This window comes from Desulfosporosinus sp. (genome assembly GCF_014237355.1).
In the GTDB taxonomy this organism is placed as follows: Bacteria; Bacillota; Desulfitobacteriia; order Desulfitobacteriales; family Desulfitobacteriaceae; genus Desulfosporosinus.
In genome coordinates this window covers 65,678-85,982 of the sequence record NZ_JABZFS010000023.1, presented here as the reverse complement: position 1 = coordinate 85,982, position 20,305 = coordinate 65,678, and the positions used below count along the sequence as shown (strand labels likewise).

At 41.9% G+C, this 20,305-nt stretch carries 18 protein-coding genes; all 18 read right to left on the bottom strand.

Translation table 11 applies throughout. The features are described 5' to 3' along the window. Positions 1-20: 20 nt before the first annotated feature. Complete coding sequence (locus HGJ98_RS05725; protein WP_291350100.1) at positions 21-797, bottom strand: energy-coupling factor transporter transmembrane protein EcfT; 777 nt, start codon at positions 795-797, stop codon at positions 21-23. Next, the gene (locus HGJ98_RS05720; protein WP_291350099.1) at positions 790-1,665 is read right to left on the bottom strand and encodes an energy-coupling factor transporter ATPase; all 876 of its coding nucleotides are present in this window, start codon (positions 1,663-1,665) and stop codon (positions 790-792) included. The genes HGJ98_RS05725 and HGJ98_RS05720 overlap by 8 nt, the downstream gene beginning before the upstream one ends. Next, complete coding sequence (locus tag HGJ98_RS05715; protein WP_291350098.1) at positions 1,649-2,218, bottom strand: biotin transporter BioY; 570 nt, start codon at positions 2,216-2,218, stop codon at positions 1,649-1,651. The genes HGJ98_RS05720 and HGJ98_RS05715 overlap by 17 nt, the downstream gene beginning before the upstream one ends. Before the next feature lie 227 nt (positions 2,219-2,445). After that, positions 2,446-3,459, bottom strand: a complete 1,014-nt coding sequence (locus HGJ98_RS05710; RefSeq protein WP_291350097.1) for a biotin--[acetyl-CoA-carboxylase] ligase — start codon at positions 3,457-3,459, stop codon at positions 2,446-2,448. Positions 3,460-3,494: 35 nt separating this feature from the next. Beyond that, positions 3,495-3,893, bottom strand: a complete 399-nt coding sequence (locus HGJ98_RS05705) for a PaaI family thioesterase (protein ID WP_291350096.1) — start codon at positions 3,891-3,893, stop codon at positions 3,495-3,497. A gap of 83 nt (positions 3,894-3,976) precedes the next feature. Next, positions 3,977-4,795, bottom strand: coding sequence for an EFR1 family ferrodoxin (locus tag HGJ98_RS05700; RefSeq protein ID WP_291350095.1), 819 nt, complete (start codon positions 4,793-4,795; stop codon positions 3,977-3,979). Positions 4,796-4,830: 35 nt separating this feature from the next. Then, complete coding sequence (locus HGJ98_RS05695) at positions 4,831-5,355, bottom strand: carboxymuconolactone decarboxylase family protein (RefSeq protein WP_291350094.1); 525 nt, start codon at positions 5,353-5,355, stop codon at positions 4,831-4,833. 535 nt (positions 5,356-5,890) lie between these two features. After that, on the bottom strand, positions 5,891-6,712 hold the full coding sequence (locus HGJ98_RS05690) for a methyl-accepting chemotaxis protein (RefSeq protein ID WP_291350093.1): 822 nt from the start codon (positions 6,710-6,712) through the stop codon (positions 5,891-5,893). A gap of 435 nt (positions 6,713-7,147) precedes the next feature. Beyond that, a complete protein-coding gene (locus tag HGJ98_RS05685) occupies positions 7,148-8,845 on the bottom strand; it encodes an aldehyde ferredoxin oxidoreductase family protein (RefSeq protein WP_291350092.1) in 1,698 nt (565 codons plus the stop codon). A 73-nt stretch (positions 8,846-8,918) separates the two neighbouring features. Further along, positions 8,919-10,070: an iron-containing alcohol dehydrogenase gene (locus HGJ98_RS05680; protein WP_291350091.1), complete on the bottom strand. Its 1,152-nt coding sequence runs from the start codon at positions 10,068-10,070 to the stop codon at positions 8,919-8,921. Between the two features lie 23 nt (positions 10,071-10,093). Next, positions 10,094-11,497: a hypothetical protein gene (locus HGJ98_RS05675; RefSeq protein ID WP_291350090.1), complete on the bottom strand. Its 1,404-nt coding sequence runs from the start codon at positions 11,495-11,497 to the stop codon at positions 10,094-10,096. 332 nt (positions 11,498-11,829) lie between these two features. Beyond that, entirely contained in the window at positions 11,830-13,245 is a 1,416-nt protein-coding gene (locus HGJ98_RS05670) for a sigma 54-interacting transcriptional regulator (protein WP_291350089.1), read from the bottom strand. 211 nt (positions 13,246-13,456) lie between these two features. After that, positions 13,457-14,941 (bottom strand): stage IV sporulation protein A, encoded by a 1,485-nt coding sequence (gene spoIVA / locus HGJ98_RS05665; protein ID WP_291350088.1) that lies wholly within the window; start codon positions 14,939-14,941, stop codon positions 13,457-13,459. A gap of 232 nt (positions 14,942-15,173) precedes the next feature. After that, a complete protein-coding gene (locus HGJ98_RS05660; RefSeq protein ID WP_291350087.1) occupies positions 15,174-16,187 on the bottom strand; it encodes an NAD(P)H-dependent glycerol-3-phosphate dehydrogenase in 1,014 nt (337 codons plus the stop codon). Positions 16,188-16,297: 110 nt separating this feature from the next. Further along, the gene (gene plsY, locus HGJ98_RS05655) at positions 16,298-16,891 is read right to left on the bottom strand and encodes a glycerol-3-phosphate 1-O-acyltransferase PlsY (protein ID WP_291350086.1); all 594 of its coding nucleotides are present in this window, start codon (positions 16,889-16,891) and stop codon (positions 16,298-16,300) included. Between the two features lie 3 nt (positions 16,892-16,894). Beyond that, complete coding sequence (der, locus tag HGJ98_RS05650; protein ID WP_291350085.1) at positions 16,895-18,226, bottom strand: ribosome biogenesis GTPase Der; 1,332 nt, start codon at positions 18,224-18,226, stop codon at positions 16,895-16,897. Beyond that, on the bottom strand, positions 18,219-19,550 hold the full coding sequence (locus HGJ98_RS05645; protein ID WP_291350084.1) for a DUF512 domain-containing protein: 1,332 nt from the start codon (positions 19,548-19,550) through the stop codon (positions 18,219-18,221). The genes der and HGJ98_RS05645 overlap by 8 nt, the downstream gene beginning before the upstream one ends. Before the next feature lie 111 nt (positions 19,551-19,661). Next, on the bottom strand, positions 19,662-20,291 hold the full coding sequence (locus tag HGJ98_RS05640; RefSeq protein WP_291350083.1) for a hypothetical protein: 630 nt from the start codon (positions 20,289-20,291) through the stop codon (positions 19,662-19,664). Between the last annotated feature and the right edge of the window lie 14 nt (positions 20,292-20,305).

Below are 20,305 nucleotides of genomic sequence, written 5' to 3'. Positions count from 1 at the left end.
TAGTTAGATGTTTTTGGCCTTTATGTGACTATAACCGTTATTAATAATAGAAGGATCCCCGCTATGAGGCAATAATCACTACGGGATAAGACCAGCTCACGCAGGTAGGTACGGTGGCCCTGCTGATATCCCCGAGCTTCCATGGCTTCTATCAGCTCATCACAACGGCGGAAGATATTTACTGCTAAGGGCACAGCCAGATGACTCATGGCCCTAATTTTCCCACTAATTCGGCGCGGATTTAAATTTGCCCCTCGAGCCAATTGGGCTTGCTTGATGAGATTCAGTTCATCCATTAGGGTGGGCATAAACCTTAAAGCTAGGGACACCATCATAGCTACATCATGAGAGGATATTCCAGTAATTCTAATGGGCCGCAACAATCGTTCCAACCCCATAGTAAGTTCGGATTGCGAGGTTGTCATGGTCAAAATCGAGGCAACCAACACCAATAATAGAAATTTCCATACCTGTAGGACCCCAAGGGTTAACCCTTCAAAACTAATCAGCACCGGACCAATAGGAAATAGCGGCAGTGGGCGTCCTGGTGTAAAAAAGAGATACATCAAGAATAATAAGGCAAAAAAAGGCAGGACTGGGTGAAGTGTTCTTAGCAATGAGCCTAGGGGGATCCGGGCAAGCAGCGCGATTACTAGGGCTGCTGCGCTGGCTATCAAGAGGCCCACAAAGCCTACGTGAAAAATGATTATGCTAAGTGCTATCACTGCGATTAGTTTAATCCGGGGATCTTTTTTATGCACAGGGGATTCCAGAAAAACGTATCCATACTTATACATAACCATCCGCCTTCCGGATCATTTTCGCCTTTCGAGAACTCTTGAGGCGCTCTAGCAGGTTGCTTATTTCTTCAACTGCAGCGTCTACTGTAAAACTATTAGTTCCTACAGATTCCCCGCGTTGCTGCAGTTGCCACATCAACTCAGTGATCTGGGGTGGGGCTAAGCTGAGGGACTTAAGCCATTCCACCCTTCTTAATATATCGCCGGGACTTCCATCTGCAACTACTTCCCCTTGATTCATCACCAGTATCCTACTAGCTAAAGCGGCCTCCTCCATACTGTGAGTGACATGTATAATGCCTATCCCTTGGCGGTTCAAGGTTTTCAATAAGGTTAGTACCTTCTTCTTCCCTTCCGGATCCAACGAGGCGGTAGGTTCATCGAGCACAATAATTTTTGGTTCCATGGCCAGTAAGCCGGCCAAAGCTAGAAGCTGTTTCTGACCTCCGGAAAGGGTATGTGGAGAGTGGGTTTGCAACCCAGTCAGACCTACCATCGCCAGAGCCTGATCTACTCGTCGGCGTACCTCAGCCGCTGGTAACCCCAGATTGCCAGGACCGAAGGCCACGTCCTCTTCAACACTCATACCTACAATCTGATTATCAGCATTCTGAAAAGCCATCCCCACCCGTCGCCGAATTTCCAGAAGGCTTTTGGAATCACGGGTATTGAGTTCAGCCACCTGCACCTCACCTACAGAAGGAATAAGTAAGGCATTAAAATGCCGAATCAGGGTGGTCTTGCCACAACCGTTGGGACCGATGATAGCAATATACTCACCCTCATCTATGCCTAAATTGAGGTCTTTGACAGCAGGTGGCCGTCCCTTTTCATAGGTATAAGTCAGGTTATAAACCCTGATCATAGTCTTCAGGGTCCTTTCCTATTTTAATCGTATTGCGTAATTTAAGGGCAATTAGGGCCGCAGTCACCAGCTTAATCAGGTCGCCCAATAGAAAGGGAACAACACCTACTAACAGAGCTTTTGTTACGGATAAGTGAGCCACTAAAGAAAGTTGTGCTACTCCCAGGGTATAAATGACTAGATTTCCTACGACTAGAGAAAATCCGAACCAGGCTAAGCCAGGTTTCTTACGGCTTTCAACTAGTTTTCCAATAATGTAGGCTCCTACAATAAAACCAATGAGATAACCACCTGTAGGACCCAATAGAGTTCCTAGACCTGCTTTGCCGCCTGCAAAGACTGGCAGACCCATAACCCCCAAAAGAACATAGACAATTTGGCTCATTGCTCCCGTAACTCCGCCCAAAAGGATTCCTGCCAAACTTGTAAAAAGGGTTTGCAGCGTCATTGGTACCGGCTGCATGGGGATGACTATTAAGGAACCGATCGCAGTCAAGGCTCCGAACATACCTGCGTAAACCATCCGCCGCAAGGGACTATTTGTCTTAACCATCTGTTTAAACTCCCTCTCATTTTCTTTAGTTTAAGAGTTCACTTGCCAAGTATGTTGAAGGGCTTGAGCATTCGCCAAAAGCAGATCAAAACCTGACAAGGGACTTGCGACAGGAAACTATCCCTCTCGCAAGTCCCCAGTCACTTTACTACTATGTAGTTATAGTAACGGTGTTCTGCTGTTATTATAATATTTGCTAATTTTATTGTCAACTAAAAAACAAAAATCTACTTAACAATACCCTGGGCGGATGACGATGAGGGTATGATTGTTATTTCACCAGAAATTATAGTGTGTACATCACCGGACTTGTCGCGAAGCAACAGAAATCCATTATCATCAATATCAACTGCCTGACCGACGAGAACACCATTAATGGTATCCAGGCTTAACTCTTTCCCGATGACCACTGATAGGTTTCTTCCCTTTTCAAGGGTATTTGCAAACCTACCTGCCAGCAAGTCGAAATAGTGGCTCTCTAACCGTGCCAATAAGCCTTGCAACACCTTAACTCGGGAAACAGGTTGCTTATCTTCAACCTGGGCTGAGGTAGCGAGGGTACGCAGGTCGCTGGGAAAATCGTGAAGCTGGTTGTTGATATTCAAACCGATTCCCACAACGATGTATTCGATGCCGTCCATGTCAGTAACAACTTCCGCTAAAATACCAGCTATCTTCTTGTTGTTTATTAAAATATCATTGGGCCACTTAATACGGGCCGGCAGGTTTAGCTCCTCCTGGAAGGTTTCTGCTGCTGCCACTGCAGTTACCAGAGAAATTCTTGAAATTTCCTTCAAGGGCAAAACCGGGCGAAGAATTACGGACATATATATCCCTTGGTTGCTCGGTGAGTACCAACTCCGACCGCGACGTCCCCGTCCAGAAGTCTGCATATCCGCAACGACTAGGGTTCCCTCGGGGTACCCCTTAGCTGCCAAGTCTCGGGCGCGGCTATTCGTAGAATCGGTTTCTTGATAATATATATACTCCTTCCGGCCAAATACCTCTGAAGTCAATCCAGGACACACTTCTGCAGAGGACAAAATATCCGGAGGAGAACTAAGACGATAACCCTTTTTCGGGGATGATTCTACCTTATATCCTTCGGCAAGCAGCGCCTTGATTTGATTCCAGACGGTCGTTCGAGATACTTTCAGACGTTCACTCAAGGTTTCTCCCGAAAGCCATTCTCCATTATTATTTTCTTTTAATGCCTGTAACACTGCATCCCGTAGAGTCATTAACTTCACCCCTTATTAGTCCCACCCAGCTACAACTAACGAGCTAGCTTCCTCACCATAAAGGTCGCGGTACCTATGGCCAGTAGTCGACCTTCTTCATCCTTGATTTCACCTTGGGCAACCACAATACTTTTACCTTTTTGAATGACCTTGCCTTCCCCCCACAGAGTTCCCTTACTTATTGGACGCAGATAATTGATTTTCAGTTCCACAGTCGAAGCGCCTTCGTCCGGGTCTAACTGTTGATTGACCGCCACAGCAATCGCTGTATCAATTAAAGAAGCAATTACCCCTCCATGCACATTCCCATAGAACTGCAACAGGTTCTCGTTGATGGTTAATTGAACTCGAATTATTCCATCGTCCCCGACAACTGTTGTCATGCCCATGTGCTTCCAATAGTTGCCTGTTTCTAGGTCGGCGACTCGAACCACTATGTATCATCTCCTAATAACAAACTTTAAAGATTATATCATATTATCCTGTTATTATCATTCCGCGTCCCAGTTCTTGAGGATTAGATGAATAATTCAGGTTCTCTTCGAGCGGCAAATTCAGTTTCCAATTCATATTTATGTCTTAAATAGTCTTCACTATCGTAATACTTTGCCTGAGCAGGACATTTTTTGATACAAGCACCACATTTAATACAAATACCATTTAATTTAGAGACATCTTCATGATCAATAGAACCCATTGGACAGACTTCTGCACAAAGTTTACAATCTATACAATCACTATTTGTTTTTGGAGTCACTTTTCTAATATCGACAGGGCTGCCATCGACATTTTTAGGCATATAATACTTTCGATAAGGGGTATTTCCTTTTACCGAAATACTTGTCAGGTAATCTGGATTTGTTATTTTTTTGGCTATTTGTCTAGCAAACTCCCTGGCTATTGTGATATCTTTTTCATCGGGTCTGTCTTTGCCGAGAATTCTAGAAAATGAATGTTCACCAACAAATGCTCCACCAGCAATAACTTTAAAACCGTTCAATTCGAGAATATCTTTTAATTCTATTAAAGCATCATCATAATTCCTGTTTCCATAGACTACGATAGGAATTGCTAATGCACCGTCACCTGTAATAGAGTTTAGATAGTTTAATAATACATTAGGAACTCTTCCCGCATAGACTGGAACTCCTAAAACTAAGACGTCATCTTTAGTAAAAGACATAGGGTCTTTGCGAGCATCAGGAAGAGTAAAGTCAATTATATTAACGATTAATCCCTCGCCAATATTCGCTGCAATGCTCTCCGCAATCCCAGAAACAACCTTTTTAGTAGTGTCGGTGGCGCTAAAATACATGGCATTGATCTTTTTCTCCATCTTCTCATCTCCATTGATTAATTACTGTGGCCCTATTACATTCCTTCAATTTCTACTTCCGTGTTTTCAAGGAATTGAGCAACCATGTTATAAAAACCAATAGTAAGGGTTAGTTCTACTATTTCTTGGTGACTGAGGAATTCGGATAGTTTCTCGAAAGCTTCGGCGCTGGATTTAACGTTAGTAATAACTTCTTCAGTGTATCTCAGAATCGCTAGTTCTTGAGGATTAAAGACTGAAGGATCCGGATCTTGGCTTAAAGAGGATATTTGCTCCTCCGGCACTCCAACCTGCCTGGCAATAATTACATGCTGATGCCACTCATATTTCGAACTGCATAACTTAGCTATACGAAGAATAACTAGTTCCCTCAGGCGAGGGTCAAGCTTTGCTTGGGTTAACAATGAGTTTCCTAAACGCATAAAATGACGTACACTATTTTCCGCATGAGCCATCATTCTGTTAATGTTTAAACCACTTAGTTGAGATTTTCCGCCTGTAATCATATTCCGGGTCTTATCCGGCATTTCCTCCAATGATAGCACTGGCAATCTAGCCATTACTGTTTCCTCCTCCGCAATCGTTTTAAGAATAATATCATATGGAACTGGTTAAGTTTTAACATATTCCTAACTATTGCAATAGTTGTGCCAAATCTAAAAAATTTGCAATATTATTAACAATTCTATCTCACAAACATCCTTTGAAAAAAACCTTTAGTCTGTGTTTTCAAGGCATCGGGCAACTATGTCGTGTTTTCCGTACATTTGTTGATACTTATACCCTTACACACCCCATAATAAGAGATGCTAGATTTTTCATCCACGATTTCTAAGGATTCTGAAGGAATAAACTTGAGTTCCGTCGTCGTGATCATTCTTCCATCCCATTTTATTTTCCTGAACTTTATGAACTGACTGCACCAATTCTTGCAGTGCTTCTGATTTTCCATCAAAGAAAAAGAACGCAGGATATGCTCAGTTGCAATTCATTGCGTTCCAAATACTTTCCTATTTAGGAGCTCCTCAAGAATCTTGATGTTTTCATCAAGATTGAATTTTATATTGCTCTTTTGTTACCTGGATTCCTATTGAGTTAATTATTAAAATCTTTTTCATCGTGCTTAACAAGTTGCTCTGCCATTCGTGTAATATGTAATATAGCATGGGATAATTCAGTGGCTGCAATAGCTTGAGAATCAGTAACTCCACTAAGTTGTCTTATAGACTCTATTAAACTACTAACAGACTCTTTGACTCTATTGAGATCTGATGCAATTTCACGAGTTGAGCTCTTTGTAGATTCAGCTAACTTTCCGATCTCATTAGCAACCACAGAAAAACCTCGACCATGTTCCCCTGCGCGTGCAGCCTCGATCGATGCATTAAGACCGAGAATATTACTTTGTGCCGAAATTTCTCTAATTCGAGTGGTCACTTTATTAGTATGTTCTACATCCACAATAACCTTATCTGTTTCTTCAATCATTATCTTAGCTGTTGCCGCAAGTTCCTCGGCATTTGCAGAGAAATTTTCAGACGTGGCAGAGATTTCCTCCACTGCAGCAAGGATCTCTTTCCCAATCGTTAAAATATTTTCGTATTCCTCGGTCGATACACTTACAGAAATAACCCCAACTATAGTTCCATTTTCTATGATTGGCTGGGCAATTCCCACATAAGGTACACCAAAAACCGATTTCGAAACAGGTTTGACAATACGGCGACCGGTTGTTAGGGCTTCATAAGCAGCTGTGCCTTTTGTTTTGAAAAGATCTCCGGGTTTAAGCTTTAAGTTAATACGTGGTCCGGGATAAGCAGCTAATACCTTTTCTGTATCTAACAGTGTGACAGCTGTCTCAGTATCATAGAGGTTTTGTATTATATCCGCAATTTCTAAAAAAGAATCTAGTTTCAAAATATAACCTCCTGACCAATTAATTTGTTATTTTCGTCTCTCCATATAGAAACTGGAAATATGCTTTACCAAAGGCATTAACGAAAATCCTTCTAGAGATAGTCCATTTTCTATCGGAACCCAATTTTGAGGAATTTTTCTTAATTTTAACATAATTTTAGTATAAAAAACTAAAAATTTTATTATTCTCTAAATATTTTTTTAATAACTATATTTGAATAATTTTACAAATATCGCTACTTTTAAATGACATTTTTATTAGATTAAGAAAAAAGAGAACGATGGATACTGCACAGCATTCCATACGTTCTTTTTGAATTATATTATTCTCAATTCAGTTTAACAGATAATTATGCAGATAAGTCCTCCGCCGCTGTCGATCCCTAGATCATTTCTCAGTTCTGTAGTTTATAAAAGAATTCTTAATACTAAGGTCTATACTTTTCTAAACGTAAAGCCCATTAAATCCTCTGTCGATATATCAAAGACATGCCCGTTGTTCGGTAAAGGTTCCTTTCGGAAAAAATCTGGTAGGTCATTATGCTCTTTTCCGATTCCTGCCATGGAGTTAAACTCTTCTTCTTTTTCTAGGATCGATCGACTTAGTTCATATAACGTTTCCTCACTAATTTCTTCGCCTACAAAGGAACTCGCTAATGCCGAAAAAACCGGCATGTATTGTGGCACTGGACCAACAAAAATACAAATCCCCAAGAAATCACAGACCATGGTTATTATTTGTAAATTTCTTGATAAGTCGATTTGCCCATCTGATTCATAAGGTTTTAAGCCTCCACGACCCGGTAAGCAGTTACCAGCCGTATGATCTGCTCCCATTGGAGAAGTAGCATAAGTAACACCTGTACCTTTTAGAGCTCGTGGATCATAGGCCGATAGGGCTTGGCCTTTAACTGCGGGGACTCTGCTAACTCCTAGTATTTTTCCGGTAGCTACAGATCCTTGTCCGACTATCTTGCCTATTTCCTCACCCGATACAATATCATTGACAGCTCTTTTCATTTGTTCAAAGTCACCGAAGCTTAGGGCACCCGCTTCCATAGCAACGCCTAAAGACACCCCCGTCTCCATCGTATCCAAGCCCAAGTCATCACATAGTCTATCTAGCTGAGCAATTTCATCTAGATTATTAATACCACAATTTGAACCTAATAAGGCAATAGTCTCATATTCTAAACCTGATGTTACATAATTATTGTTAACATTATTAAAAATGTTTGAGCATCGTACAGCACACCCCCTTGAGCAGGCGTGCCCGGTTTTGCCCTTTCTTACTTGACATAATTCATGAAGCTTTTCTCCACTAATCTCCTCGGCTTTTTCATTATACCCCGTACTAAAGTTACGTGTAGGCAACCCTCCAGTTGCGTTAATTGCATTAACTAACATGGCAGTTCCATAATCTCTAAGTACTTTTTTCGTTTGGTGTAACTCAATAGAAAACTTTTTAACAGTTTCCATGAATTTCACTTTATCATGGGGCTCACAAATGGGATCATTTGGTCTATTAATAACAATTGCTTTGATCCCTTTACTTCCCATCACTGCCCCCAAGCCACCTCTTCCGGCATGCCTCGAGGGTCTTCCTTCTAGATCGCTGAAGGCTATTGTTGACATGGCTGATCCCGCTTCTCCGGCTGGACCAATTGAGATAATCGAACATTGGTCACCAAATTCGCTGCGAAGTTTTGCTAAAGTATCGTAATTGCCCAGTCCTCTTAGGTTATTACGAGCCTCAATCTTTAAGGTATTGCTTTCAATAATAATAACCCAAGAATTTTCTTGCTTTGGAAGATGTTCAATAATTATTGCCTTGATTTTATGACCAGCTAAATATTGACCCGCGGTTCCTCCAGCGTTACTTTCTTTAATGGTTCCAGTTAAAGGGCTTTTTGCACCAATTGAAGTTCGCCCTGATGATGGAGCAACTGTACCAGTCAGTAATCCTGGGGCTATTACAAGTATATTTTCTTCTCCTAGAGGAGAAGCCTGGGGATCTAATTCATCACTTAATACAAGAGAGGTTAACCCTCTTCCACCTAAATGTTTATATCTTGGGGGAACATTTTCCTTTTTTATCGTCGTATCGGCCATATTTATTCGATAAATATACATTTTCTAACATCCTCTCCTTAGAGTACTTAAAGAAAGAGGTACCGAAATAACTTCCGTACCTCTTAAAGAAGATTTACAGTGCTTTTTGATAAAGTACCTCTATATCAGCTAGAGTCGTCTGTCGTGGATTTATAAGTACATTACCGCTTTTCATGGCATCCACCGCCATATCATGAATTAATTCCTCTTTTACTCCAACTTCAGTTAGTGTTTGTGGGACACTTAATTGATATAATAATTCCTTAATCTCTTGCACTAAAGTCTCCGGAACAAATGAATTATTATTCTCAGCGTGTTTAACATAGTTATAGATTTTTTTATACTTTCCATTATCTGCGATGGCATTAAACTCTAACACTGTAGGCAACAATATTGCATTAGCAATACCATGCGCAACCCCGAAAAATCCACCTAAGGGGTGTGCCATAGCATGGCAATTTCCCAACCTAGCCCACGAAAAAGCAACCCCGGCAAACATACTACCTAACAACATTCCCGACGCTGCTTCGGCATCACTACGGTTAGCCACAAAAAGTCTTATGTTTTTTCCAATTAACTCCATTGCCTTTTCCGCCATTGCATCAGAAAAAGGAGAGGATGCTCGTGAGATGTAGGACTCTACGGCGTGGGTAAGGGCATCCATACCAGTGGCTGCCGCGACTAGGGGGGGTAGTGTAGCAATCATATCAGGATCTAACACAGCGACCTCAGGCACAATTTCGTAACTAAATACCGTTAGCTTGTAATTCTTTTCCTTGTCTGTTATAACAGCAAACGGAGTTACCTCGCTCCCTGTGCCAGCAGTAGTGGGTATAGCCACTATTGGTACATTAGTACCTTTAAATTTATTGGCTCCCTCATAATCTTGTATTTTTCCTCCATTTGATGCTAATACTGCTATGCCTTTAGCAGTATCCATCGGGCTTCCACCCCCTAAGCAAACAATTCCGTTCAAACCTTGCGATCTGTATAGCGCTGTACCATTATCAACAGTTTCACATGATGGATTGGCCTCGACATCAAGAAACAATGCATAATTAATTGACGCTTCTTCCAAAATATCTATTATTTTCTTAACCATTCCAGCTGCTTCTAAACCACGATCCGATATAACTAATACCTTCGTTAGACCCCTGGCCATAAGTATTTCAGGTAATTTTGAAATACTACTCTGACCATATATAACTTCACCTGGAACTTTAAATGAAAAAGGGTTTAAAGTCATATTATTATTCGCCTCCAAATAAGCTACTTTGCTATCCTATCAACTTGATTTGTAATTTTCTGTCCGCTTACCCCTAGCCTTTGAACTACAATATACAGGACTATCCCGGAAACCAGCCCGTAAATAGGACCTCCAATAGCCAAGATCGCCCCAACTACTCCCGCTACTCCCTGTTCCTCTTTTGTATCAACCATTTGCATCGCAATATAGAAACAGGCAAAACCTTGTACCATGATCGTCAATGCAATAGCAATCGGGAGTATAGGCCTAAAGCAGGCTACTAAAGGTAAAGACAAAACACACATCCATTTTACAATATTAAAGGTACCCGACCCTCCGAAGATGGAATCCATAGCTTGACGACCTTGTTTATATCGTTCTGCGATAGATACCGTCATGGCAGCCCAAAGTGGACCAGCTAGAGTAAGGGTAGGAAAGAACACTCCTTCTATCATGTTTCTGATTCCGCACAAAATATTGGTCCGATTTGGGTTCATATCAATATCTTCATCATCCCGAAACTCATTAGCTTTTTCTATTATCGTCTGACCGATTACGATATCTCCAAAAGCAATGATGTAGGCTACTATAGCCATTGGCAAGGCGGCGATAAAGATTGAAATACTAGGGAAACCGATTCCAAAAGCATTAAAGGTTTGAAATACTTCACCAATATGAGGTACAAAAAAGCCCCATTCAGTAATTACAGGAATCGGAACCTCTCCAACTATCATGCCTATGATCATGGCACTGATTATTCCTGGAACCATTCCATACTTTGCAAAGGCAGCAATTACTGAACCACCTTTTTCCTTCATCTGCTTGAACCCTAGGGCATAGAGCAGGAAGAAAGCTATAACAATCCCCACCGACATTGATATAGGATATTTAGCAAATCCAACTCCACCAGATGCAAGTGGTAAAAATCCATATTTACCGGTAACTGCAGCTATACCTGCTCCAAGAATAATTCCAGCTTTCATTGAATTAGGAACAACATCTATTAGTTTCTTAGCTAACCCGGTAACACCTAATAAAAGGAACAATAGACCTAAAGTAACTTGTAAGGCTATGAGTGCCTCGATTCGATCCACGCCCATAGCATACTTAGAGAGGAATCCAATAGTTAGCGGAATTGCAGGGGTAATCCAGCCAGCTATGATAGGATCTCCAAATAATTGGTGCAAACAGTAGGTTATTTCGTGAAACAGAACGATAGTGAGAGCTACCTCAAATGAAATACCAAACATATCCTGCAAAAACGCTGTAGCCGCTAATCCTGTAACAAACATGAAAATAGCTTGAATTATTTCCGGTAACTCAACCCCGTAATGAATAAAAGGCAGTCTGATTTTAAATAGTCCCATTGGAATATATGGCTGTTCTTCTCCATGTTTTCTTCGTGCTGTTGGCAACATAAATGCCATAAATTTTCCCTCCTCTAAAAATAGTATTGTACCCTTTATTAACCCTCCTTCCTCACAATTATCGGTTTTCAATATTCAAAACATATTGCAATATTTATGCCATTTAGAAAATTCAGTTAATTTACTGCAGTCTACAACCATAATTGTAAATAACTTATAAGGAGATGAGTCTATTTGTAATCAAATATCAAGGCAAAATATTAATTCTTTAAGAAAATGGTCCTCTGCTCCAACTAAAACAAACCATAACAAATAATACTCATCTATACCAAATTACATTTTTTAACTGAAGAAATATAATCAACGAATCCGTTTGGACTCATAAAAATCTCTTACTTCTCCGTAGACCAAGAATTCTTAAAATTAATCTCATATTTCTTAGCTTTTTTCATTAGGCAGGATTGACTTATTCCTAATTCTTTTGCGGCTTTTCTAGTTGTTTTTTGCTCCGTTAAGGCTTTCAAAATCAGTTTCCTTTCCAAACATGCTACTGAATCAATTAATGAATTACTAATATTAAATTCGTTAATTTGAATTTGGGAGAGGAGAATTTGGGGCAAATCTTCTGGCTCTAAAGTACCGCGATCTACCGTAACCACTAGTCTCTCGAGAGTATTAATTAGTTCCCTTATGTTGCCTGGCCAAGAATACGCCATCAAGCAATCCATAGCTTTAGGAGAAAGATATTTTCTAATTTTATGCTTCTTAGAAAAATAATCTAAATGATGTAAGGTTAGTGGCAGGATATCTTCTATTCTTTCTCGTAAAGGTGGTATTAGCAGCGGAACTACATTAAGTCGATAATAAAGATCTTCACGAAATAATTTTGATTTTACCATCTCATACAAATCTTTATTTGTTGCAGAGATAATTCTGACATCTGGCTTAATAGATTTTGTCCCTCCTAATCTGGTTAGTTCTTTTCCTTGAAGTACTCTTAATAACTTAGATTGAAGTTTAAGGGGAAGTTCTGCAATTTCATCTAAGAAAATAGTTCCTCCATCAGCTATTTCAAATAGCCCGGCTTTCCCACCTTTACGAGCACCTGTAAACGCTCCTTCCTCATAGCCGAAGAGTTCCGATTCCAGTAAATCCTCTGGTATTGCTCCGCAATTTATCTTTACATAAGTACCTTTTAAAGACCTAGAACTATTTTCATGAATCAATTCTGCTATCAATTCTTTTCCTACCCCTGATTCCCCCTGAATTAATACAGTTGTATCTACTCTCGAAAGACGTTCCGCCATTTCAATGACCTTTTGCATTTGCCCACTTTTAAAAATTATGTTCTTTTGACCCTCACGTTTGTTTTTGAGCTGATGAATTTCCCTTTCATAATATAATTGTAATTCCTTCGAATGTTCTAATTTCTTCTCTAAGTCGTTAAGCTCTGTCATATCTCTTACGTTGCTAACAACTCTAATAATTTCCCCTTGATTGTTAAAAATCGGGTTTCCTGTAACTAAAATTTCCTTTCCAGTACTTATTATCTGTTTCATAGTTATTCTTTTTTTCTGTTGTAAGACTTTAAAGGTTATGGATTCACTAATTAACCCCTGATCCACTATGTCTTTAATGTTCTTACCTATTAGCTGTTCAAGTGATAAACCTGTTATACGCTGATAGGCACTATTTACGCGTAAGGTGTTTCCTTCTGAATCCGTTACATAGATACCATCGTATGAAGATTCAAAAATTGCATTTAGTTCAACTGCCAGTTCTTCTAAATCATTGCTTTTTGTACTCATAGTAAAATCTCATACTCCTTCAACGATTTAATTCTCACGGACCGGAAAATCTGAAATACATTTAACAATTTCTGCAATCTATCTATTATTGATATTTTATACTTAATATCCAAATAATGAAATCATTTGGTAGTAGAACTCAAAAGGACGCTGGTTCCGCATCATTGCAGTCCCAACGTCCTTTTTAATACCTGTATGCTTTATCTAATCACTAAATAATTATGCAGATAAGTCCTCCGCTGCCATCATTGACAATCCGCTGTAACGTATCTTGGAGCTTATTTTGGGCATTTTCTGGCATACGATAGAGTTTATTCTGGATTCCTTCACGAACTAAGTCATGCAGGGATTTGCCAAAAATATTCGATTGCCAGACCTTTTTGGGATCACTTTCAAACTCATCGAGCATATACTTAACGAGCTCTTCTGCTTGCTTTTCTGTGCCAATCAGAGGAGTAATTTCTGTAGTGACGTCCGCTCTGATGATGTGCAGTGATGGAGCACTTGCCTTGAGTTTAATTCCATAATGTCCGCCTTGCTTTACAAGCTCCGGCTCATCAAGGAACATCTCCTCGAGTTGAGGTGTGACCACGCCATAACCGTTGACTCGAACTTCTTCAATGGCCTCCGCCAGTTTATCCCATTCCTTCTTGCCCTTGCTATAGTCTAAGACCAAACGAAGTAAGGAATGATCTCCCTCAATTTCAATCCCTGTAAGATCTTGCAGGACTGTTTTAAAGAGTCCCTCGACTGCAGTGATTTCGACATTAGCAACGCCAGTACCTAAGTCCATCTCTTTAAGGAGAACATCTTGTGCATATTGGCATTCTGCTAAGGCATCTAAGGCCTGATCAATATCGCGCAGACGCCGTACTCCATCAATAGCTTTACGAACAGTTTCTTCAAAGGCAGCCCGGACTGCATGGGAGGGGTCTAGTTCCTCAACCCATTTTGGCAGGTCAATATTTACTTCAGCTACAGGGAATTCATAAAGTACTTCTTCTAGAATTTGTGTAATATCTTCCTGTACCATCTCTAGACAGTTCACCGGGATAACGGGTATAGCATATTTTTCTTCAAGTGAACGGCTTAATTCGAGTGTATTTTCTGCATAGGGGCGAGTGGTATTGAGAACGACTACGAAGGGTTTTCCTAGTTGACGGAGCTCAGAAATAACCCGTTCCTCAGCCTCTAGGTAAGCTTCTCTAGGTATATCTGTAATTGACCCATCAGTCGTTACTACAACACCGATTGTGGCATGATCAGAAATGACTTTACGAGTACCCATTTCAGCTGCATCCTGGAAGGACATGGGATCGTCACTCCAGGAAGTTTTCATCATACGTGGCTCTTCACCATCTTCTGCTTCGTACCCTAAGGCGCCTTCCACACTGTAACCTACACAGTCAACCAACCGAACATTCATATGAATTGTTTCTTTTACAACGATTTCTACGGATTCTGAAGGAATAAATTTGGGTTCTGTCGTCGTGATTGTTCTTCCCGTCCCACTTTGAGGAAGCTCATCTTTGGCCCGCTCCCGTTCGAATGCATCTTGGATGTTGGGCAAGACTAGGAGGTCCATGAATCGTTTGATAAAGGTGGACTTTCCCGTACGGACTGGCCCAACGACACCGAGGTAGATATCGCCCCCAGTTCTCTCTGCGATATCCCTGAAAATGTCTAATTTTTCCATTAGTAATTTCCCTCCCTTTTGAGTGCTGTCCCAAAATTTGGGGAAGGGCCTCCACCTTATCTCCCCTTCCACCTCCCTGTAACACGTGGATTCCCAATCGCTGGACTAGCACATTAAGCAGTATAAGTATATTGACTGATTAGGGTAAATATGACACAACAACAAAAAACGTAGAAAAGGCATTTAAACAACCTCTTCTACGTCTATGTTCCTTAACCTGAAAATATGTATGTTATCTTAACCAACTCATCTCGACAACTTCTTCAAGTTCGTGGCGTTTCCCGCGTAACATCAAGTCTGCGACGGCAATTTTGGGATCAGCGCCTTCAAATAAAACTTTATAGGCTTGCTCAGTAATTGGCATCGGAATGTTTTTTTTGATTCCAAGGTTGTGAGCAATACGCGTTGCCCTTACCCCTTCAACAACCATCCCAACCTCTTTCAGTACTGTTTCTAAAGGTTTGCCCTGTCCGAGAGCGACACCCGCCCGTCGGTTACGGCTATGAAGACTGGTACAAGTAACAATGAGGTCCCCAACTCCTGATAATCCGGCAAAGGTCAGTGGATTTCCTCCTAAGGCAACACCTAAACGCGCAATTTCTGCTAATCCTCTAGTCATAAGGGCTGCTTTTGTATTATCTCCAAACCCTAAGCCCTCCGCAATACCAGTGCATAAGGCAATAACATTCTTTAAGGCTCCTCCCAGTTCAACGCCGATGATATCTGGATTTGTATAGACCCTAAATTTAGGTGTCATCATCATGTCTTGAACTGCTTTTGCCGTCTCGACTTCCGAGGCCACAACGACAGTTGTCGGCATATCTCGACCGACCTCTTCTGCATGGCTGGGACCCGATAAAACGGCAATGGGGTTTTGGGGAAGTTCCTCGGTCAGGACCTCGGAGAGGCGAAGATGAGTTCCCTCTTCCATCCCTTTAGCCGTATTGACAACAATACACCCTTCCCCTAGATAAGGCTTGACCAAACGTGCAGCTTCGCGAACACTATGGGAAGGCACACTGAAAACTACCAAATCTGCGTTTAAGAGGGTGAGATCTGTGGTAGGCAGCAGATTTGAAGGCAAAATAACACCGGATAAATAACGCAAATTTTCCCGTTGCTGTTTCATTTTCTCCATTTCGTCAGCATGACGCCCGATCAGTGCAACCTGATGCCCGGCTTTCGCCAGAAGAACTGCTAAAGCGCTGCCCCAGCTCCCCGCACCATATACCGCTATGTTCGACATTTAATCCCCCCTATACTCGAGGTACGATGCTCGATGCACGAGGCACGAACCTCTGACTTAAACTTAGAATTCAGATCTCAAACCTCGAACCTCGAACTTCGAGCCTCGCCTTACTTCTTAGTCCCAAATTTATGCTCGGTTCCTTGTAATACTCGCTTAAAGTTGGCCCGATGAAGAACTAGAACTGCTAAGACGGCCACTACTGCGAAAACTCGATAGGCAAAGGGTTGAGGGAAGACGAAGACCATAATCAAAACTGTGAGTGCACCAGTAACCGAACCCATGGAAACATAACGTGTAAGCCATACAACCAGTACAAACACCGAGATTGCAATTAACGTGACTTTGGGCATCAAGACCGTAACAATTCCAAATCCAGCTGCAACCCCTTTCCCGCTGGGTCGAAAGCCAAAGAGCGGATTCCAGCTATGACCTGCCATTGCTAGTAACCCGCCAACAATTCCCCCCCAAGGTTCAAAGCCAAAAGCCCATAAACCCAGGTAGGCGGACAACGCTCCTTTCAGGAAATCTCCTAAAAGCACCAGGATTCCCAGTTTGGCTCCTAGAAGGCGAAAGGCGTTAGTTGTGCCGATATTTCCGCTACCATGCCGACGTACGTCAATTCCTTTAAAAAGGCCTGCTAAGTAGGCAAAAGGAATGGCACCCAAGAAATACGCCAAGATAAAAATTAGGTAACGTGACATAACCTACTCCTTCTCTTCGTCTTTTTGTCGAACGACAATTCGGATTGGAGTTCCCTCAAACCCAAAGTGTTTCCGCATTTGATTCTCTAAATATCGTTTATAGGAAAAGTGCATAAGTTCCGGATCATTGACAAAGAAAACGAAGGTCGGCGGCTTAACGCCTACTTGAGTCAGGTACCTCACCTTTAAGCGCCGTCCCTTGTCAGAAGGAGGAGGATTAAGATGAACCCATTCTCTCAGCAGGGTGTTCAACGTCGCTGTCGTCACACGAGTTGAATTTTGTTCGACGACGAAATCCACCAAGTCCAGAATTTTATTGACCCGTTGTCCTGTTTTTGCGGAAATAAACATTGTCGGTGCATATTGCATAAACCCTAATTCTTCGCGAATCGACTTTTCAAACTTGTTAATAGTCTTCTCATCTTTTTCGACCAGGTCCCATTTGTTGACAACTAGAATAATTGCTTTACCCGCCTCATCAGCATAACCAGCAATTTTTTTGTCTTGTTCTGTAACCCCATCTACGGCATCGATAAGCATGAGAATTGCGTCTGAGCGATCAACGGCGCGCAGAGAACGTACAACACTATATTGCTCTGTTAGTTCTTCTATACGTGCTTTACGGCGCATTCCAGCCGTATCAATCAGTATGTAATGCCTGCCTTCGTGTTCAAAGGGAGTATCGATAGCATCTCGGGTGGTTCCCGGAACATTACTGACGATAACTCGTTCTCTTCCCAGCATTGTGTTGACCAAGGACGACTTCCCGACATTTGGACGTCCTATCACCGAAATTCGAATGACATCAGGATCGTACTCTTCTTCATCATCCTCCGGCAGCTTTGAAATCACTAGGTCAAGCAGGTCTCCCGTATTCATGCCATGAACTGCAGAAACAGGAATAGCTTCTCCTAGCCCCAAACTTAAGAGTTCATAGAGCTGACCTTCAGCTTTAGTAAAATCTTCAACCTTATTGGCTACAAGCAAGATGGGTTTACCTGAACGACGCAAGGTTCGGGCGATCAAATCATCATCGGGGGTCGGAGAGATTTGGGCGTCCACTACAAAGATAATGACAGACGCTTCCTCCATGGCAATTTCTGCCTGTCTTCTCATTTGTGACGAGATTGGCGTACCTTCATCCTTAAACTCAATTCCACCCGTGTCGATTAAGGCAAACTTCCGTCCGAGCCATTCTGCATCACGATACAAACGATCCCTTGTCACTCCTGGCATATTTTCCACAATCGCTACCAGTCCGCCTGTAATGCGGTTAAATAACGTCGACTTGCCAACATTCGGCCGACCGACTATAGCTACAATAGGTTTACTCAAAGCGTTCCACCTCCAAAGAATATCCAATTACATGCTCTAAAAATGCAAGTCCATCGTTCTCAACAATGCTGGCCTTGCCATTAACCTTCTTCTCTAACCATTCCACGCTTAGATCATCCAGAAAGATATCTTCATCCGCTTTGAGCATTGTGCGAGGAATAAGAAACTTTTCTCCTTGTAAATCCCCTAATTGCTGAGCGATATCTTGTGCTGTCAGAAGTCCTGCAGCGGTGACTGTTAATCCAAAAAAATCATTACGTACTATATGTAAAGTAAGACTTAAACCTTTGATCCGCTCCATCAAACGCTTGCGCCAGGTTTCAAAAAGACCTTGGGCTGCTGTTCCGGTGATAATATGCAGAGAGCGTTCCGGAACCTCCTTCGGTAATAAATCCCAACCGGATTCAATCTCGCTGATAAATTTTCGAGCCATGCCTACACCGTTTTCTAATTGTGGAAAATCATCGTAGACCGAGATTGCCGGAAACTCTCTACCCGCTAATACGTAAAATTCATCCGAAAAATACACTAGATGCCGCCCCGTCCGGCTAAAAAAGTCTTTCTGCCAGATTTCAGCTTGATCTAGAATCTGATCTGCTTCTTCGTTTGTGAATCCACGCAGGGGAGTTAGTTTTTCTCGATAGCGAGTCAAGCCTACGGGTACAACTGCAATGGATTGGACGGAAGGATAGAGTTCACCCAACCGTTCGATGGTTTCTTTTAAAACTTCTCCATCATTATGCTCTGGTACCAAAACAATCTGGGCATGTACCACAATTCCAGCCTCTGCAAAGCGTCGAAATTGCTCAGGTAGTTTTCCAGCTTGCGGATTTTTCATAAGTTTTGAGCGAACATCAGGGTTCCAGGCATGGACGGATACATACATAGGAGTAAGATGCAGCGACGTAATCCTCGATAAATCTTCTTCACTCAGATTCGACAAGGTGATAAAACTTCCTTGGGTGAGAGATAAGCGGTAATCATCATCTTTATCGTAAAGCGAAGGTCGCATTCCTTTGGGCATTTGAGCCACAAAACAAAAGGTGCAATTATTACAACATTTTTTCAGACCCTTAGCACTGACCGTCTCCACCTCTAAGCCTAAGAACTCTCCTGGTCCCTTCTCTATCTCAAGCTCCCATAGTTCCCCATCTGGTTTTTCAACTAGCAGGGTAAAATCTTCTTCGGATATTCCAAACTGAAAGTCAATGAGATCATTAAGTTCTTCTTCGTTAACTTCCAGAACACGATCCCCGACTTCTATCTCCATTTCTTCAGCGATACTCCCTGAATGGACCGCTGCGACCACAAGCCCTTTAGACAAAATATTCCATCCTCCTGACATTTAGATCAAGGGCCTATCCTCTCAGCCTTAATCGTTTACAAGTATACTACAAGTGAACTCGTTGAGCTAGGGCTGAACGCCGGTCTTCGGTTACTGCCGAGGCTTTCGTTCTTCCGAGGCTTCATAAGTTGCAAGGCCATTTGACGGTATCAGCTCAGCATCTGTTTTAAGTTGCTCCCTTCCAGCATAACTTTGCCAGACCAGACTTAGGCCTGCCCAAGCCGTAAACAAGCCCACGCCCACATTCCAAACATAATCATTAGGTAAGTCTATATATCTGATAATGCCATCATAGGTAAAACGCACGAAAGCTAGGTTCAAAAGAGCGCTTCCAACGAGGGCAGCCGCAGTTCCCCAATAGGACTTAGCGCTTAACCAGGCTACTAAGACTAACACAATGGCAAACAACCAGGATACATATGGAAAAACTCCGGGTTCATTGACAATAAATAAGGTCTCCACAAACACAATCAAGCTGGTAAAAAGCAAAGGTAGTAATCGGTGTTTAGCTCGCTGCAGCGCCCAAACCCAAAAAACCAACATAACAGCTATACGTGCAAAGTGCCAGTTCCACGGCATGGTTGCTGTGAAAGCTATTTCTAAAGATTTACCTATAAGCCAAGCTATGGTCAAAATGAGGAAAAAGCGCCGGGAGGTTCGTTTTTCAGTCCAAGCTAATAGGGTTAAGAATAACAGAACCCACTCTCCATACGGAAACATCATAATTACCCCTC

Coding starts and splice junctions, on each gene's coding strand:
- HGJ98_RS05660 (WP_291350087.1), bottom strand. CDS start 16,187: ATGTCGAACATAGCGGTATATGGTGCGGGGAGCTGGGGCAGCGCTTTA.
- HGJ98_RS05670 (WP_291350089.1), bottom strand. CDS start 13,245: ATGAGTACAAAAAGCAATGATTTAGAAGAACTGGCAGTTGAACTAAAT.
- spoIVA (WP_291350088.1), bottom strand. CDS start 14,941: ATGGAAAAATTAGACATTTTCAGGGATATCGCAGAGAGAACTGGGGGC.
- plsY (WP_291350086.1), bottom strand. CDS start 16,891: ATGTCACGTTACCTAATTTTTATCTTGGCGTATTTCTTGGGTGCCATT.
- HGJ98_RS05675 (WP_291350090.1), bottom strand. CDS start 11,497: ATGGCATTTATGTTGCCAACAGCACGAAGAAAACATGGAGAAGAACAG.
- HGJ98_RS05695 (WP_291350094.1), bottom strand. CDS start 5,355: ATGGCTAGATTGCCAGTGCTATCATTGGAGGAAATGCCGGATAAGACC.
- HGJ98_RS05700 (WP_291350095.1), bottom strand. CDS start 4,795: ATGGAGAAAAAGATCAATGCCATGTATTTTAGCGCCACCGACACTACT.
- HGJ98_RS05680 (WP_291350091.1), bottom strand. CDS start 10,070: ATGACTTTAAACCCTTTTTCATTTAAAGTTCCAGGTGAAGTTATATAT.
- HGJ98_RS05725 (WP_291350100.1), bottom strand. CDS start 797: ATGTATAAGTATGGATACGTTTTTCTGGAATCCCCTGTGCATAAAAAA.
- HGJ98_RS05685 (WP_291350092.1), bottom strand. CDS start 8,845: ATGTATATTTATCGAATAAATATGGCCGATACGACGATAAAAAAGGAA.
- HGJ98_RS05720 (WP_291350099.1), bottom strand. CDS start 1,665: ATGATCAGGGTTTATAACCTGACTTATACCTATGAAAAGGGACGGCCA.
- HGJ98_RS05710 (WP_291350097.1), bottom strand. CDS start 3,459: ATGACTCTACGGGATGCAGTGTTACAGGCATTAAAAGAAAATAATAAT.
- HGJ98_RS05640 (WP_291350083.1), bottom strand. CDS start 20,291: ATGTTTCCGTATGGAGAGTGGGTTCTGTTATTCTTAACCCTATTAGCT.
- HGJ98_RS05715 (WP_291350098.1), bottom strand. CDS start 2,218: ATGGTTAAGACAAATAGTCCCTTGCGGCGGATGGTTTACGCAGGTATG.